The organism is Lactobacillus sp. CBA3606 (assembly GCF_002970935.1).
Lineage (GTDB): Bacteria > Bacillota > Bacilli > Lactobacillales > Lactobacillaceae > Lactiplantibacillus.
The window spans coordinates 19,630-34,884 of record NZ_CP027194.1 but is presented as its reverse complement, the minus strand read 5'-3'; the positions used below and the strand labels follow the sequence as shown (position 1 = coordinate 34,884).

At 43.4% G+C, this 15,255-nt stretch carries 17 protein-coding genes; 3 read left to right on the top strand and 14 right to left on the bottom strand.

The features are described from left to right. Positions 1-129 precede the first annotated feature (129 nt). Positions 130-303, top strand: coding sequence for a hypothetical protein (locus tag C5Z26_RS12525; RefSeq protein ID WP_199774968.1), 174 nt, complete (start codon positions 130-132; stop codon positions 301-303). Positions 304-387: 84 nt separating this feature from the next. Here the strand turns inward: C5Z26_RS12525 and C5Z26_RS00250 are convergent, their stop codons facing one another. From C5Z26_RS00250 to C5Z26_RS00235, 4 genes are all read right to left on the bottom strand, one after another. Beyond that, positions 388-975 carry an ECF transporter S component gene (locus tag C5Z26_RS00250; protein WP_105448057.1) on the bottom strand — a complete coding sequence of 196 codons (588 nt, stop codon included), beginning with the start codon at positions 973-975 and terminating at the stop codon, positions 388-390. Positions 976-1,066: 91 nt separating this feature from the next. Then, a complete protein-coding gene (locus C5Z26_RS00245; RefSeq protein ID WP_105448056.1) occupies positions 1,067-2,485 on the bottom strand; it encodes an amino acid permease in 1,419 nt (472 codons plus the stop codon). Between the two features lie 236 nt (positions 2,486-2,721). Further along, positions 2,722-3,693, bottom strand: a complete 972-nt coding sequence (locus tag C5Z26_RS00240; RefSeq protein ID WP_105448055.1) for an AEC family transporter — start codon at positions 3,691-3,693, stop codon at positions 2,722-2,724. 63 nt (positions 3,694-3,756) lie between these two features. Then, positions 3,757-5,382, bottom strand: a complete 1,626-nt coding sequence (locus tag C5Z26_RS00235; RefSeq protein ID WP_105448054.1) for a malolactic enzyme — start codon at positions 5,380-5,382, stop codon at positions 3,757-3,759. Between the two features lie 135 nt (positions 5,383-5,517). Between C5Z26_RS00235 and C5Z26_RS00230 the strand changes: the two genes are divergently transcribed. Then, positions 5,518-6,399, top strand: coding sequence for a LysR family transcriptional regulator (locus C5Z26_RS00230; RefSeq protein ID WP_105448053.1), 882 nt, complete (start codon positions 5,518-5,520; stop codon positions 6,397-6,399). A 65-nt stretch (positions 6,400-6,464) separates the two neighbouring features. Further along, positions 6,465-6,776 (top strand): hypothetical protein, encoded by a 312-nt coding sequence (locus C5Z26_RS00225; RefSeq protein ID WP_105448052.1) that lies wholly within the window; start codon positions 6,465-6,467, stop codon positions 6,774-6,776. Between the two features lie 57 nt (positions 6,777-6,833). Here the strand turns inward: C5Z26_RS00225 and C5Z26_RS00220 are convergent, their stop codons facing one another. The 10 genes from C5Z26_RS00220 to C5Z26_RS00175 all read right to left on the bottom strand — a co-directional run bounded on the left by C5Z26_RS00220 (position 6,834) and on the right by C5Z26_RS00175 (position 15,140). After that, positions 6,834-7,730: a metal ABC transporter solute-binding protein, Zn/Mn family gene (locus C5Z26_RS00220; RefSeq protein WP_370447990.1), complete on the bottom strand. Its 897-nt coding sequence runs from the start codon at positions 7,728-7,730 to the stop codon at positions 6,834-6,836. Between the two features lie 47 nt (positions 7,731-7,777). Beyond that, positions 7,778-8,647: a metal ABC transporter permease gene (locus tag C5Z26_RS00215; protein ID WP_105448050.1), complete on the bottom strand. Its 870-nt coding sequence runs from the start codon at positions 8,645-8,647 to the stop codon at positions 7,778-7,780. Beyond that, positions 8,640-9,386 (bottom strand): metal ABC transporter ATP-binding protein, encoded by a 747-nt coding sequence (locus tag C5Z26_RS00210; protein ID WP_105448049.1) that lies wholly within the window; start codon positions 9,384-9,386, stop codon positions 8,640-8,642. The genes C5Z26_RS00215 and C5Z26_RS00210 overlap by 8 nt, the downstream gene beginning before the upstream one ends. A gap of 301 nt (positions 9,387-9,687) precedes the next feature. Further along, positions 9,688-10,080: a 30S ribosomal protein S9 gene (gene rpsI / locus C5Z26_RS00205; protein ID WP_105448048.1), complete on the bottom strand. Its 393-nt coding sequence runs from the start codon at positions 10,078-10,080 to the stop codon at positions 9,688-9,690. Between the two features lie 13 nt (positions 10,081-10,093). Next, the gene (rplM, locus tag C5Z26_RS00200) at positions 10,094-10,537 is read right to left on the bottom strand and encodes a 50S ribosomal protein L13 (RefSeq protein ID WP_105448047.1); all 444 of its coding nucleotides are present in this window, start codon (positions 10,535-10,537) and stop codon (positions 10,094-10,096) included. Between the two features lie 103 nt (positions 10,538-10,640). Further along, positions 10,641-11,429 (bottom strand): tRNA pseudouridine(38-40) synthase TruA, encoded by a 789-nt coding sequence (gene truA, locus C5Z26_RS00195; RefSeq protein WP_105448046.1) that lies wholly within the window; start codon positions 11,427-11,429, stop codon positions 10,641-10,643. Between the two features lie 52 nt (positions 11,430-11,481). After that, the gene (locus C5Z26_RS00190) at positions 11,482-12,282 is read right to left on the bottom strand and encodes an energy-coupling factor transporter transmembrane component T family protein (protein ID WP_105448045.1); all 801 of its coding nucleotides are present in this window, start codon (positions 12,280-12,282) and stop codon (positions 11,482-11,484) included. Further along, entirely contained in the window at positions 12,272-13,159 is an 888-nt protein-coding gene (locus C5Z26_RS00185) for an energy-coupling factor ABC transporter ATP-binding protein (RefSeq protein WP_105448044.1), read from the bottom strand. Before C5Z26_RS00185 ends, C5Z26_RS00190 begins: the two co-directional genes overlap by 11 nt. Beyond that, positions 13,135-13,968, bottom strand: coding sequence for an energy-coupling factor ABC transporter ATP-binding protein (locus C5Z26_RS00180; protein ID WP_105450096.1), 834 nt, complete (start codon positions 13,966-13,968; stop codon positions 13,135-13,137). Before C5Z26_RS00180 ends, C5Z26_RS00185 begins: the two co-directional genes overlap by 25 nt. A gap of 59 nt (positions 13,969-14,027) precedes the next feature. Next, a complete protein-coding gene (locus C5Z26_RS00175) occupies positions 14,028-15,140 on the bottom strand; it encodes an FAD:protein FMN transferase (RefSeq protein ID WP_105448043.1) in 1,113 nt (370 codons plus the stop codon). Between the last annotated feature and the right edge of the window lie 115 nt (positions 15,141-15,255).

Sequence of the window (15,255 nt, the reverse complement as noted above, 5' to 3'; positions counted from 1 at the left end):
TCAAGCGATAAGTGAAAATTCAAACAATCTTAACTTTTATTTTTAAAATTAGCTTTTTGGGCTGCGCCGGTTGACATTATTAACCACCATGCTATATTAACGACAGACTCAGAAAAGAGGTGCGGCTTGATGGAAATTGGGACCAAAGTCACCTTTAACTTAGCGGGTAACCCCTACACTGGTGAAATTGCGAAGGCCTACACGAACGCCTATTTAATTACCTTCACCAGTACTGATCCAGACATCACGGATAAATATCATGATAAAATTATTATTAGTCAGAAAAAAGTACGACCAGTCTAGGCCTAGGCACCAAAAAACCAGTTAGCATGTTGCGCAACATGCTAACTGGTTTTTTTACATAACTAATGAACTTGATTCACTTACTTAAGCCGCATGGCGAAATCGTAGTAGCGGTAATCCAATTAAGGGGGTCAAAAGACCGGCCAAAATTGCTTCCGGGACCCCGTTTGTCCCAACAATCGTTAATAAATATGGCATTAGCTTGGCAAGATCAACCTGGTAGAAGCCCGCTGCCTGTTGCCGATACAACAGGCCAATTAAGCCTAAAACTAATAACGTGTTCGTTAACGACCCGGCAATACCAGCTAGCGTTAGCCCCAAAGTTGTTTTTTTGTGCCGCCGAAACCAGATAAAGACCCAGCCAGCGACCACCCCAATCAAAATCCGCGGCAACACTGACACCAAAGGATTTGTAAAAACCAATGGCGCTAACGGGCTGGTTGGCGCTACAAAGGCACGAATCCAATCAAGCAAGCCCCAAGCACCGCCAATAATTGCGCCATCGCGTGGGCCCAAAATGACTGCGGCGATAATTACTGTAATATGAATCGTCGTTAAACTTAACCCCATAATCGGAATATACCCGAAAAATGGCACAATATTTTGAATGATAACAATCGCAATTAACACGGCTAATACACTAATATGATAGGCGTTTGATCGTTGCTTCATCTACGCCACCTCCACCCTACTTCACAATTTTTAATCCTTCTAATTATAGCATGGGTGACCAGCAAAAAGCAGTTAAGCTGCCAAGGATAACTTACTCTTTGGCGCGTAAAGCGGCGCGAATCTTTGAATGCCGAAAACTATACGTAAAGTAAATCACGAGGCCAATAGCTAACCAAATACCAAACATTTTCCACGTAAAAGCTTGTAAATTGAGCATTAAATAGAGACACGCTAAGAAAGAGACAATCGGTAACACGGGATAAAAGGGCACTTTAAAGGAACTCTCAATTTGTTGCAACGTTTCATGTCGTCGTAAGAAAATAACCCCGATTGAAACCATTGCAAAAGCAAACAAGGTCCCGATATTGACTAATTCAGCAATCTTATCAAGCGGAATCACCGCCGCAAAGATACTGGCGATTACCCCAAAAATCCACGTGCTCTTAACGGGAACCTTGGTCTTGGGACTCAAGGTTCTAAAAGTTCGTGGTAATAACCCATCGCGACTAATCGCAAACAATAACCGGGTCCCACCATAAAGCATCACGATGAGCACAGTCGTCATCCCAACCACCGCACCTAATGACACGATGCCGGCGGCCCAATTTTGATGAATCACACTTAAAGCGTAGGCCACTGGGTCGCCAACATTTAATTGGGTATAATGAACCACGCCGACCAAGACTGTCGCCATCGCCACGTAGAGAATCGACGCTACGACAAGCGAGCCAATGATGCCAATTGGCATATCATGTTTAGGATTTTTAACTTCTTCAGAAGCCGTTGAAACAGCGTCAAAACCGATATACGCATAAAAGGCTAACGATGCACCTTTGACTAGGCCATGCGCGCCATGCGGCATAAACGGCTGATAATTAGCTGGCCGGACAAAGAAAATTGCCACGCCAATAAAAAGCACGATCACTAAAATCTTAACAATGACCATGATCGAATTAACTCGCGTGGAAGATTGTAACCCGCCCACTAATAATAGTGAAATCGCTAAAACGACCACAAAAGCGATGAGGTTAAAACCAGCATGCTGGACGCCAGCGGTCCCAACGGCAGCCGATAAATAGGTCGGCAAAGCTAGACCAAATCCCCGTAATAAATTTTGAAAATAGGCCGACCAACTAACCGCCACCGAAGATACGGCAAATAAATATTCTGAAATCAGTGACCAGCCTAAAATCCACGCTAAAAATTCACCGAAGACCGTATAAACATACGTATAGGCACTACCGGCTAATGGAATCGTCGACGAAAACTCAGCATAACATAGCGCCGCTAAGGAACAGACTACGGCGGCAATCACAAATGATAGCATTGCGGCGGGACCAGCATACTTCGCCGCAATAATCCCTGGCGTAATAAAAATCCCTGATCCAACAATTGCGCCGACCCCCATCATCGTTAAACTAAAAGCATTTAACGTTTTAGCTAGGCCGCCCTTATTAAAGTTGGCCGGATTAACTGCTTTTTTAACCAATAATCGTTGTGACGCTCGCATTTAGTGTTGCCTCCTAATTAAATTCTTATTAATGTAACGTTGTTCATTTTATTGATTTTCACATGAATAGTCAAGCAAATTCAGTATTATTTCACCTAATCAGCAGTCAAAAGTGGGATAAGTCACGGTTTTAAAGTTTTTAGTCATTATCACTAAATTTTGACATTTCACAAATGGCCATCAAAAAAAGAGCAATCGCCAATTCATAGCGACTGCTCTTTCATTATTTTTTAATGCTAGATAAATTGGATCAAAGACATCAAGATTGGTACCACGATAATGAACAACACGGTACTCGTTGTCACAATGTTAGTGGCATATTCGACATCCCCATGGGCTTCATTAGCTAAGATTGGTAAGACCGCGAGCATTGGTGTTGCGGACTGAACAATCAAAGTTTGTGAGGCCATCGTTGGGAAGCTAGCCCCAAAGTTACCAGCGACCATGATTACCAAAATCATCACGATTGGTGATAAGATGAAGCGACCAATCAAGGCCACAACCGTATCCCGGTCAAAGTGAATGCTCTTCAAGCCAGCGTCGGCTAACACAATCCCAATATAGATTAAGGATAATGGCGTCACTAAGTTACCCACGTAAGTTAAGGTTGAACTAATAAATGAAACCTTTAATACTGGGATGTTTAGTAACAAGAAGACCAAGGCAACCAAGAAACCAACTAGTGGCATTGGAATAACTTTCTTCCAGTCAATCTTATTGTGCGTCTTTTCCTTAGACTTAGTTGGATCATCATTCGAAATCAAGAAGACCCCGAAAGCCCAAGTCGAAACAGTGTTCACAATATAATAAACTAAGAAGTAAGTCATACTATTCTCACCGAACAAGGCAATATTCAATGGTAACCCAATGAAGATTGTATTGGCGTTGACAATCGCATTAATGAAAATCCCTTTGCGTCCGGGTCGAACCCGCATGATTTTAACTAAGGCAAAGGCAATTAGATAGCCAATGATCACCGCTAAGAAGGCATAGGCTAAATACCCCGAAAACGACCCTAACTGACCGCGCGTTAACCGACTAAGAACAGAGACGAAAATTGATGCTGGTAGCGCGATATTCTTAATAAATTTAGAGATATTGCCGGCAAAACTATCTGAGAACCAACCGGTCCGCCGTAAAACATAACCTAAAATCATAATCAGAACAACGACTAGCACACTTTGAATTGAATTCCATAAAACAACCATGAGTTTTTATTCCCACTTCCTACTTTTTTTAATTAATACGCTCTCTTATGCAAACCACGTTAATTAATATTCTGGAACCCACTTCATGTCAGCAACAGCTTGCTTGGCACTCGCAATTGGTTCTTTATTAAGCTTTTGATCAATGACACTTTGCGCCACGACTTCAGCCAATTTTTGTGAAAATGACGTGATTTTTGAAACTGGTGGTAAGACAGCAGCACCAGGCTTGTCAGTATCAACAATACCACCTAAGGCATGGCAAGCTGCTGATAACGTGGCACTGTTCAAGACTTTAGCGGTTGAAGCAATCAACCCAAAGCCTAAACCAGGGTACATTAAGGCGTTATTGCCTTGACCAATTTGGTAAGTTACACCCTTGTATTCAACATCGTCAGCTGGAATCCCAGTGGCAATTAAAGCACGGCCATCAGTCCATTTGATTAAATCTTCAGCCTTAGCTTCAGCTAACTTAGTTGGGTTAGACAATGGGAAGATGATTGGGCGTTCCGTATGTGCAGCCATTTCCTTAATAATACTTTCAGTAAAGGCACCTGGTTGCGTTGACGTCCCAATCATCACTGTTGGATGAACGGCCTTAACAACTGCTTCTAAGTTCGTTAATTCATCCGCATTACTAAATTCACTACGTTGACGCGTGAAATCTTTTTGGGCCGGCGTTAAGTCATCCGTATCGTCAAATAACAAGCCTTGCTTGTCAACGGCATAGAAATGTTGTTTGGCTTCAGCTTCAGTTAACCCAGCTTGCATCAATTCGTCCATGATTTGGTTGGCAATGCCCATGCCGGCCGTTCCTGAACCAAATGATAAGATCTTTTGATCTTTGATACTTTCCTTAGAAATGTTCAAAGCCCCTAAAATCCCAGCTAAAACAACCATCCCAGTCCCTTGAATATCATCATTGAACGTGGCAATTTGGTCCTTGTACTTGTCCAAGATCACTTGGGCATTTGAACGACCAAAGTCTTCCCAATGTAATAATGATTCTGGGAATAATTTTTGTTCAGCTTCAACAAACTTATCAATGACATCGTAATATTGATCGCCATAAACCCGTTTGTGACGATTGCCTAAGTACAATGGATCATCGAGTAATTTTTGATTGTTCGTCCCAGCGTCAATGCTAACCGGCAACACTTGTGATGGGTCAATACCGGCAGCAGCCGTATAAACCATCAACTTACCAACAGCAATATCAACCCCGTTGACACCCCAATCACCCATGCCAAGAATTCCTTCAGCATCGGTCACAACAACCAAGCGAATATCACGGCCACTAGCCGCATTCTTCAAGGTGGCTTCCACATCTTCAGGCGCATCAACTGAAACGAAGGCCGCATTTTGTGGGTCCAAGAATAATTCATTGTATTGTTCGATTGAATCGGCAACCACTGGATCATAAACGATTGGCATAAATTCAACCACATGTTCATCCATTAAATGGAAGAACAACGTCCGGTTTTCGTTAAATAAATTCATTAAGAAAATTCGTTTTTCTAACCGAGTTGCTTTGCTTTGGAATTGCGCATAAGCTTGTGTCGTTTGTTCATCAATGGTTTGAACTTGGCTTGGGAGCGTCCCAGTTAAGCCTAACGATTGCCGTTCTGCCTTCGTAAAGGCAGTCCCTTTATTTAAAAATGGATTGTTTAAAATTGTATCTGCTTGAGTCATATTTAATTCCTCCAATTCGTTATTTCAATTTACAAATAACACTTTAACGTGCTGAACCACTTATAGTCAAATATATGCTATTATATAAATATATTTTATATGGTTCCACAAATCATTGATATAGAGGCTTTCTTTATGAACACAAAAGATTTGGCTTATTTTGACCAATTAATTATTCAAAAAAATTTTTCAAAAGTTGCTGTTTTTTTTGGCGTGACCCAGCCCACCATCACGACCGCAATCAAACGTTTAGAAACTGAATTCAATGCAAAACTGGTCGTTCGTGATCGCGTCCACAACCAAGTTAGTATCACCGCCAGTGGCGAGCAATTGGCTGAACATGCGGCGATCATCTTACGGGAACTCCAAGTGGCACATGAAGAAATCAATAATTTAACCCAACAACAGATTGTTTTAGGGCTGCCCCCAATTATTGAAAATCATTATTTTCCCAAAGTTGCCGCTAAACTCGCCCAAGCTGGCATGTTGGCTAACATCGAAACCGTTGAGGGTGGGTCGATTTCGTTACGGGATGCCGTCCAGAATGGCCGCGTCGATATGACCCTCCTTGGCTCGGTGGAGCCCCTCTCTTACCGCAACCTACTCGCTGAAGAGTTTGATCGCCAACCATTCAGCATTTTTGTTTCAAAACACCACCCGTTAGCGCATCGCAAACGTATTTATTTTAGCGAACTCCGTGATGAAAAATTTGTCTTCTTCAATAGTAACTTTGTCCATAACACGGCTTTTAATAAATTGACTCGGCGTAATCATTTCCGACCTAACATCGTCTTTCGTTCTAATGATACCCACGTCTTAATGAAATTGATTGCTGAAAATGTCGGCATCGGTTTTTTAACCAACGTCGTCGATCATTATCGTGATGATGTTGTCCGCCTTGATTTACTAGATGATGAACAACCCGAATTCATTACAAGTATTGTTTATCGAACCACTCATATCCTGACACCAGTGCAATTAAAGCTGTTAGAAATCCTACATTCAGCCTTAGAATAAACTTAACCCCGACTAGCTGTGTTATAGTAGTGATAAAGCTGATGCCTATTTAGGAGGCGCATAATTTGGATACAGAAACCTTACAAAAATACCTCGAAGACAACTCTCAAGTCGTCGCCATTTTCATGAGCAAGTGTACCGACTTTTTAAATCAGCAAAATCAGGCCCGGTTACCCGCACGTCGTTTTAACGATGCCGAGATTAATCGCCAAGCTGAAAAAATGTTAGTTAGCGTCCTCGAAAACATCCACGACAAAATCGCGCCACACACCCGTGAACAAACCGTCGCAGCTTGGACGCAATTTTTAAGTGAAAATGACGTCCTAGATGACTTAGAATTATCCATGAGTGAATTGTCTTTTGAACAAGAAGACTAAACGCCAAACAGCCGCTACCAGAAGTTATTACTTCTGACAGTGGCTGTTTTTTTGCCGTCACTCTGATTTGGATAGCCCGGTATAAATCTGATTAAGGTTCCATTGCATCATCGTAAAGTAAGTATCCCCCGTCGTCCCCGCGGGCGCTAGCGAATCCGTGAAGATGGTTGCCCGAATCGGCAAACCAGTTTCTTGCGCCAACTTCTGCATGGACTTAGGCGACACCGACGTTTCCACAAAGAGTCCTTTAATCTGGGAGGCTTGAATCTGTTTTAAGACGGTCCGCATTTGGTTAGGCGTCCCTTGCGACTCCGTATTCACTTCCCAGATATATGCCGTGGGCACTTGATACGCCGCAGAAAAGTATTTAAAAGCCCCTTCTGAAGTCACTAACAAGCGTTGTGATGCCGGGATTTGTTTGAATTTAGTTTGCCCCGCTTGATGCAACTTAGTGAGTTTTGCCACATAACGATCGGTACGCCGTTGATAGTAACGGGCATTTTCGGGGTCTTTTTGTTGTAACACCTTGTTCATGTTCTGAACATATTGACTGCCGTTGGCTAAATCAAGCCAAGCATGTGGATCAGGTTCTTGTTGATTCGTAGTGAGCCGTTTGACTTTAACCCCTTGGCTCGCCGCAAAAACATCCGTTTTAAAATTCTTTTTAGACGCCTTAATCAGCTTCTTGAACCAACCGTTACCCCCCGTTTCTAAATTAAGCCCATTATAGAAGATGACATCAGCTTCGGCCGTCGCTGCAATATCAGTAGGACGGGGCTCATATTCATGCGGATCAGTCCCCCGTTTAACGATACTGTAACTTTCGATTTTATCACCACCAACATTTTCAACCATGTCAGCTAAAATCGAATTAGTGCTAACGACCCGGAGTTTACTCGTCGCTGAATTTTTAGTGACAGTTGCCGTTTGACGTTGGTGTAAAAAAGCGGCCATCCCACCGATTAACCCAACCACGGCTAGCAACGTGATTATTTTTAGTTTCATGCCACTGACCGCCGTGGTTTTGGTTGCCGCCATAACCGTGGTAATAGCGCTTGTTTGGGCGAAAAAATAAATGAAATGCCAAAACAACCAGCCGCCACCAATACAATGGCCGGCCCCGAAGCCCAGTTGAGCGTATAACTCAGATAGAGCCCTACGACTGAAGCTCCCGCCCCCACCGTGGCAGCCAAAATCAGCATCGTGACTAATTTATCGGTCCACAGAAAAGCAGTGGCTGCGGGGGTGATTAACATGGCCACGACTAAGATAATCCCGACCGTTTGTAGGGCAGAAACCGTGACCAGCGTTAGGATTAACATCAAGGCATAATGCAAATACCGAACTTTTAAGCCGTACGTACGGGCAAAAGTCGCATCAAATGACGTAATGAGGAGCTCCTTGTAAAAGAAGACAATGAAGACGATTACCAGTCCCAAAACCACGACCGTTGTCATCATATCAGCGTCACTAACCGCTAAAATATTACCGAATAAGATATGATGTAAATTCGTTGCGCTCTCCGCCATCGAAATCAGAATAAATCCCAGCGCATAAAAGGCACTAAAGACAATCCCAATTGACGTATCTGTTTTAATTTTACTGTGCGTCGCAACTAGCCCAATCAGGCCCGCTGCCAAAACGCCAAACACCGAAGCCCCAATCAAGACATTCAACCCAAACATATAAGCGACAGCCACCCCGGGTAAAACCGCATGCGAAATGGCATCTCCCATCATCGACATCCCGCGTAAAATGATAAAACACCCAATCAATCCGGACATCACCCCGACCATGATGGCAGTGATTAAAGCACTTTGTAAAAAATCATACTTGCCTAATGCGGCAATAAACATTGAAATACTAGTCATCATGAAGCCCTCCTGTCGGTGCAAATAAAACCGCCGAAAGATCAGCACTAAACGCCTTTTCAATGTTAGCCGCTTGATAGACCGTTTCAACGGGGCCAAAATCAACAATGCCATGATTCAAAATAACTAAATCATCAAAATAACGTGAAACCTTATTCAAATCATGGTGCACCACAATAATCGTCTTACCTTGGTCACGCCACTGCTTCAAAATCGCCATAATCGCTGTTTCACTTTGTAAATCAATCCCGACAAAAGGTTCATCAAGAATGATCAGCTCTGCCTGTTGTACAATTGCCCGGGCCACAAAGACCCGTTGTAATTGCCCACCAGATAGATTTCCAATTTGGCGTTTAGCAAAAGCCGTTAAGTCCACTTGTGCTAATGCCGCTTGGCTCGCTTGACGCTCAGCCTTACCAGGACTTTTGAATAAGCCTAAACGGCCGTAAGTTCCCGTTAGCACCACTTCAAATACATTGATTGGAAAGGTTAAGTCGAGTTCCTTACGTTGCTCCACATAGGCGACTTTTTGACGTAACTGCTTTAACGGCTGACCATCGACTGTCGCCGTCCCCTGTTTGACTTTGATCAACCCTAACATTGCTTTAATTAAAGTTGACTTTCCCGCACCGTTTGGTCCAATGATTCCAGTAATCTTGCCTGTGTTAAAATTCACGGCAACATCAGTAAAAACTGGTGTGTCATCGTAAGCAACGGTGAGATTCTTAACAACTAACATTAAGTTCCTCCGTTTCATTGCCGGTTACCTTGCATCGTTTCTAATAGTCAGTATAACCGATTGTTAACACGAGTTCAAATAATTGTTAGGTGCGGTTAACTTTTTTCGTAAACGACAATTGTGACTGGCAGCTTGGCGCAACAACACAGCGATAGGCAAATTACAATGAGGAAACTAGAAACATGTTTTATTTTTCCTGAAACTCACTCAAAACAGACCAAAAAAGAAGCTCTCATCCTTGCGGATAAGAGCTTCTAATAGTTCAGAAAATGTTGATAGAACAACGTTTTTTCTAAAAATATTAACGCTTTGAGAATTGTGAAGCTTTACGGGCTTTCTTCAAACCAGGCTTCTTCCGTTCTTTCATTCTAGCGTCACGAGTCAAAAGACCTGCGCGCTTCAAAGGACCGCGGAAATCTGGATCTACTTCGAGCAATGCCCGAGCGATACCATGACGAGTTGCGCCGGCTTGGCCGTGGAAACCGCCACCGTTAACGTTAACTAAAACATCATATTGATCAGTTGTTTCAGTTACCGTAAATGGTTGCAATAGTTCTTTACGAACATCTGCAAATGGAATGTAGTCCTCAACTGATTTGTCATTCATGACAATTTTACCAGAACCTGGTACTAAACGTACGCGGGCTACTGAATCTTTACGACGGCCTGTGCCGCGATATTGTACTTGAGCCAATGTAGTTTCCTCCTTAGATTAAGTTAGTGATATCCAAAACTTCAGGTTTTTGTGCTTGTTGCGTATGTTCTGCACCAGCATAAACATGCAACTTCAAGCCCATTTTGTGACCTAAAGAGTTGTGAGGAAGCATACCTTTAACTGAAGTTTCAATTAACATTTCAGGTTCTTTAGCTAAGAAATCACCAGCAGTTCGTTCCTTTAAACCACCAGCATAAGCAGTATGATGATAATAAATCTTACGTTCTGCTTTCTTTCCTGTTAAAGCAATCTTACTTGCATTAATAACAATTACGTTGTCACCAGTATCCACGTTAGGGGTAAAGGTAGGTTTGTTCTTACCACGTAAAATTGATGCTACGACGGTTGAGAGACGACCTAAAGGTATATCAGTTGCATCAACCACATACCATTTACGATCGATTTCACCTGGTTTAGCCATATATGTTGTACGCACGTTGTGTTCCTCCATTTTCTGTGTTTGACACTCAATAAGATTCCGGGGCTTATCGTGGGGCAAACAATACCAACGATTAGTTTACCTAATTTAGGGGTAGAAGTCAATGCTTAATTAGGTCGTTTTGTAACTCATCTTGATCATAATACACTTTTTTCATATAGAGCCCCGCTGCCGGCGCAGTTCCGCGTGCTTGCGCCCGATCTTTGGCCGCTAATAACTGTGGAATACAGTCAACCGCGCGCCGCCCCTGACCAATTTCCATCAAAACTGCCACCATGATACGTACCTGATTATAGAGAAAGCCACTCCCATAAAATTCAAATTGAATCTCTTGCGTTGTTGGTAGCGCCCACGCGCGTGCCGCGTAGATTTCGCGGACATGGTCGTGCGCTTGCGAGCCAGATGCCACAAAACTAGTAAAATCATGGCGCCCTAATAAATCCGGTAACGCTTGTTGAATGCGAGTAATATCCGCCGTGAATTTAAAATGCCCAGTGTATTGGCGCCGAAAAGGATCAACGAATTCATTTTGATAAGCACGATACCAATAACATTTGCCGACCGTATCGTAGCGTGCATGGAAGTCAGCGGGAACGATTTCAACTTGCTTAATCAGTAAATCCATAGGTAGGAGACTATTTAACCCTCTTCGAACTCCCTCCGGATTAATTTCATTGGGCAGATCAAAATGAATCACTTGTCCCAACGCATGTACTCCGGCATCCGTGCGTCCCGCACCATAAATTGGAATCACTGGCACTGGATTTTTAGCCATTTTATTAACCGCCTTACTAAACACTAACTCGACCGTCCGCTCATGCGGTTGCCGCTGAAAACCAGCGAATTTAGTGCCATCGTAAGCCAGAATTACTTTATATCGCGTTGTCAAAAATTCCCTCCATTTAACTCAAAAAATGCCCAATTGGCTGGCTAACTAGTGGTTAGGCTCTTAAATAAATCAGCACACCCGTTAAAACGATAAAGCTCACAGTCGCCCACGTATCGCGCCGCTGCCACTTCAAAATTCGAAACTTGCTGCGGCCTTCGCCACCTTGATAACCTCGAGCTTCCATAGCCGTCGCTAGATCTTCAGCGCGATTAAAGGAACTCACAAACAAAGGAATCAGTAACGGGACAATGGCACGCATTTGTTGAAAAATATTTCCTTCACCAAAATCAACACCGCGCGCGCGTTGCGCATTCATGATCTTTTCAGTTTCATCCATTAATGTTGGCACAAAGCGCAACGCAATTGATAACATTAACGCCACTTCATAGACCGGAAAATGGACCACTTTTAAAGGCATCAAAATATATTCAATCGCATCTGACAATTCCAACGGCGGTGTTGTTAAGGTTAGCAATGTTGACATAAAGATAATCAACACAAACCGACAGAAAATATAGATCCCATTAACGAGTCCTAATTGACTGATTGTGATAATCCCCCATTTAAAGTACACCTGACCGCCACTCGCACTAAACAAGACTTGTAGCACGACTGTAAACAAGATTAACCAAATCAACGGTTTGACACCATTAATAAAGAAGGACCATTTAACACCCGATAATTTAATAGCAATTAACGTAAAAACAAATAACGCCACATAAGTTGGCCAATTATTCGCAATAAAAATAATACCGATAAAATAAAAACTCAATAACAATTTGGCACGCGGATCCATATGATGAATAACAGAATCACCAGGAATATAACGCCCAAAAATCAATTTATTCATCATGTGCGTCACCAGTCCTAAAGGCCGTGGCCGGTAATTGTTTAACTAAGGCTGCCGCTAACTGATCTTCCGTTAAGGGCTGTGGGTCTAATAACAAGCCTTTAGCCGCCAATTGTTGGGCAAAAGCAGTCGTCTTGGGCAGTCCCAATTGATGAGCCGCTAACCATGCGGGATCTTTAAAAATTTCTCGTGGTGTCCCCGTTTTGGCAATGCGACCTTGATCCATCACAATCACATGATCCGCATAATTAGCCACATCATCCATTTGGTGTGTGACGAGCACAATGGTCAGCTGTTGCTCATGGCGTAACCGGGCAAACATCTCCATCATATCAAAGCGTCCTTGCGGGTCTAACCCGGCTGTCGGTTCATCGAGGACTAATACTTTGGGTGCCATAGCCAGCACACCGGCAATTGCGACTCGGCGCATCTGACCACCGGACAAGTCAAACGGTGACCGTTCCAGCAGGGATTGGTCTAAGCCCACTAAAGTTAACATTTTAGCAGCCGTCGCTAACGCATCCGTTTCACTGGCACCAAAGTTCTGCGGTCCAAACGCAATGTCTTTAGCAACGGTTTCTTCAAATAATTGGCTTTCAGGAAACTGAAAAACAATCCCCACGTGTTGCCGTAACGACTTTAAGTCTTTATTACTCGTGGCAGCTGTAATTACCCGGTCGCCAATCGTTACAGTCCCGTGAGTCGGCTTCAACAAGGCATTGAGATGTTGCAATAATGTTGATTTACCACTCCCGGTATGCCCAATCAATGCCGTATATGAACCGGTCGGAATCGACACATTAATGTCCATCAAGGCTTGCGTTTCGAAGGGGGTGCCCGGTTGGTAGGTAAAATCTACTTGTTTGAAATCAATTGCCATAACCAGTCCGCCATCCCTTTCTCCGTTAAGTATGCCGTGGGCACTTGCACGCCTTGTCGTTTTAACGCGGCCTTTAGTCGTTCAGCATAGGGCATGTCTAAGCCCATTTTTATTAAAGCCGGACCATGCTGGAAAATTTCGGCCGGCGTGCCCTCTTCAACCAGCTGACCATCGTTAACGACCAACACCCGATTGGCATTCGCCGCTTCATCAATATCATGTGTAATTGATAGTACCGTTAAATTCGATTGGGCCTTCATCTGACGAATGGTCTGTAACACATCATACCGGCCGCGAGGGTCTAGCATCGACGTGGCCTCATCCAAGATCAAGATTTGTGGCCGTGCCGCAATCATCCCAGCTAACGCCACCCGCTGCTTTTGCCCACCGGACAAGCGCGCCGGTTCACGGGTCGCAAAGTCGCTCATGCCAACCTGGGCTAACGCGGTTGCCACACGTTCCAACATTTCAGGTCGCGGGACACCTTGATTTTCGAGGCTAAACGCCACATCATCGGCAACCGTGGCACCCACAAATTGATTATCGGGATTCTGGAAAACCATGCCGATCTTTTTTCGAATATCCCAGACGGTTGTTTCAGACAACACTTGCCCGTCAATCGTAATTTTGCCGGCTGCTGGCGCTAATAGGCCATTTAAGTTTTTAGCCAATGTCGACTTACCGGACCCGTTATGTCCGACAATTGCCAGCCATTCACCAGCTGCGACTGAAAACGAAATATCTTTTAACGTTAGGTCATCCGCCGACTGTTGCGGGTAACGATAATCTAAATGTGCAACGTCAATCATCTGACTCACCGTCGTCCCTCATTTCCTTAATTTTATGCCTATTATCATACCATACTGCGCTATTTCAAATCACTTGCTGGTCCGTAATGGTACCCAGTATCACTGAATAACGTAAATTTCTTTTTCAGATTATTCGAAACATAAACTTTTTTATCTTTAGTAATAAAGATAGCGCCAATACCTTGATCTGCTTTACCATTGATATAGGTCATCCCGGCCTTTAACCCTTTGTCAAAAGTCGCGGTCGATAGACCATCCCCATCGGTCGACTTTTTCGAAATAATGGAAACACCCATCAAATTATTTTGAAACGGCGACCCTGTTTTAGGATCCATCAAATGGCTATAAACTTTACCATCTTTTTTAAGGTAGCGTTCATAAATTCCTGAAGTCACAATTGATTTATTTTTAGCAGGCAATGAGCCAATTGACGTCCCCCGAGATTGTTTCGGGTCTTGAATGCCGACGGTCCAGTTCCCAGACTTCGTTTTCTTAGGACTGTTGCCCATCACATAAATATTGCCACCTAAATCAATAATTGCCGTTGAAACGCCGTGATTCAAGAAATACTTTTGCACTTGATCGGTCATATACCCTTTGGCAATCCCGCCTAAGTCCAACTTCATGCCTTTTTCCGTCAGATAAACCGAACGCTTTTGGTCGTTGAGCTTAACCTTAGTATAATCAACTAACTTAACATTAGTCGCAATCTCAGCTTGACTTGGGACGCGAGCATCCGAGAAACCAATTCGCCATAATTGCGTAATCGACCCAATCGCCATATCGAAGGATTCATCCGAATTCTTACTATAATAATAGGCGGCCTTTAAAATTGGATAAACATCCCGGCTGACAACCACCGCATGTTTACCGGCAGCGGCATTAACTTTATCGATTTCTGAGCCTTTCGCATTGGTCGTAACTTCCTTAGCTTCTTTTTTCAATAACTTAAATGCGCCGGCGACCACGTCACTTTTACCCTTATTATAAACCCGTAAGGTCACAACGGTTCCCATCATAAATTGCGTATCTTCGGTTGGCGTTTGCACCACTTTAGTGGGTTTAGGTCGTTGAGCCGCTTTTTTTTGCTGTGCCGTTTTAGTTCCACAAGCAGTTAATGGCACAATTAAGGCCACGACGACAACGAGTTGGAGCCATTTTTTTAATTTCATCGTGTAACTTCCCCTTAACTAATTTCAATCGTTATTATACCAAAGTTTCTAGCCACTGTATGCCATTTTTCTGGGCTAAATTTAAAACAAAAGACCTGAGACAAAGCGCCTCAGG

Excerpts from the sequence above, each read along its gene's own strand:
- C5Z26_RS00175 (WP_105448043.1), bottom strand. The coding sequence starts at position 15,140 with ATGAAATTAAAAAAATGGCTCCAACTCGTTGTCGTCGTGGCCTTAATT.
- C5Z26_RS12525 (WP_199774968.1), top strand. The coding sequence starts at position 130 with ATGGAAATTGGGACCAAAGTCACCTTTAACTTAGCGGGTAACCCCTAC.
- C5Z26_RS00180 (WP_105450096.1), bottom strand. The coding sequence starts at position 13,968 with ATGATTGACGTTGCACATTTAGATTATCGTTACCCGCAACAGTCGGCG.
- C5Z26_RS00250 (WP_105448057.1), bottom strand. The coding sequence starts at position 975 with ATGAAGCAACGATCAAACGCCTATCATATTAGTGTATTAGCCGTGTTA.
- C5Z26_RS00240 (WP_105448055.1), bottom strand. The coding sequence starts at position 3,693 with ATGGTTGTTTTATGGAATTCAATTCAAAGTGTGCTAGTCGTTGTTCTG.
- C5Z26_RS00210 (WP_105448049.1), bottom strand. The coding sequence starts at position 9,386 with ATGTTAGTTGTTAAGAATCTCACCGTTGCTTACGATGACACACCAGTT.
- C5Z26_RS00230 (WP_105448053.1), top strand. The coding sequence starts at position 5,518 with ATGAACACAAAAGATTTGGCTTATTTTGACCAATTAATTATTCAAAAA.
- C5Z26_RS00245 (WP_105448056.1), bottom strand. The coding sequence starts at position 2,485 with ATGCGAGCGTCACAACGATTATTGGTTAAAAAAGCAGTTAATCCGGCC.
- C5Z26_RS00185 (WP_105448044.1), bottom strand. The coding sequence starts at position 13,159 with ATGGCAATTGATTTCAAACAAGTAGATTTTACCTACCAACCGGGCACC.
- C5Z26_RS00215 (WP_105448050.1), bottom strand. The coding sequence starts at position 8,647 with ATGACTAGTATTTCAATGTTTATTGCCGCATTAGGCAAGTATGATTTT.
- C5Z26_RS00235 (WP_105448054.1), bottom strand. The coding sequence starts at position 5,382 with ATGACTCAAGCAGATACAATTTTAAACAATCCATTTTTAAATAAAGGG.
- C5Z26_RS00220 (WP_370447990.1), bottom strand. The coding sequence starts at position 7,730 with ATGGCCGCTTTTTTACACCAACGTCAAACGGCAACTGTCACTAAAAAT.
- C5Z26_RS00190 (WP_105448045.1), bottom strand. The coding sequence starts at position 12,282 with ATGATGAATAAATTGATTTTTGGGCGTTATATTCCTGGTGATTCTGTT.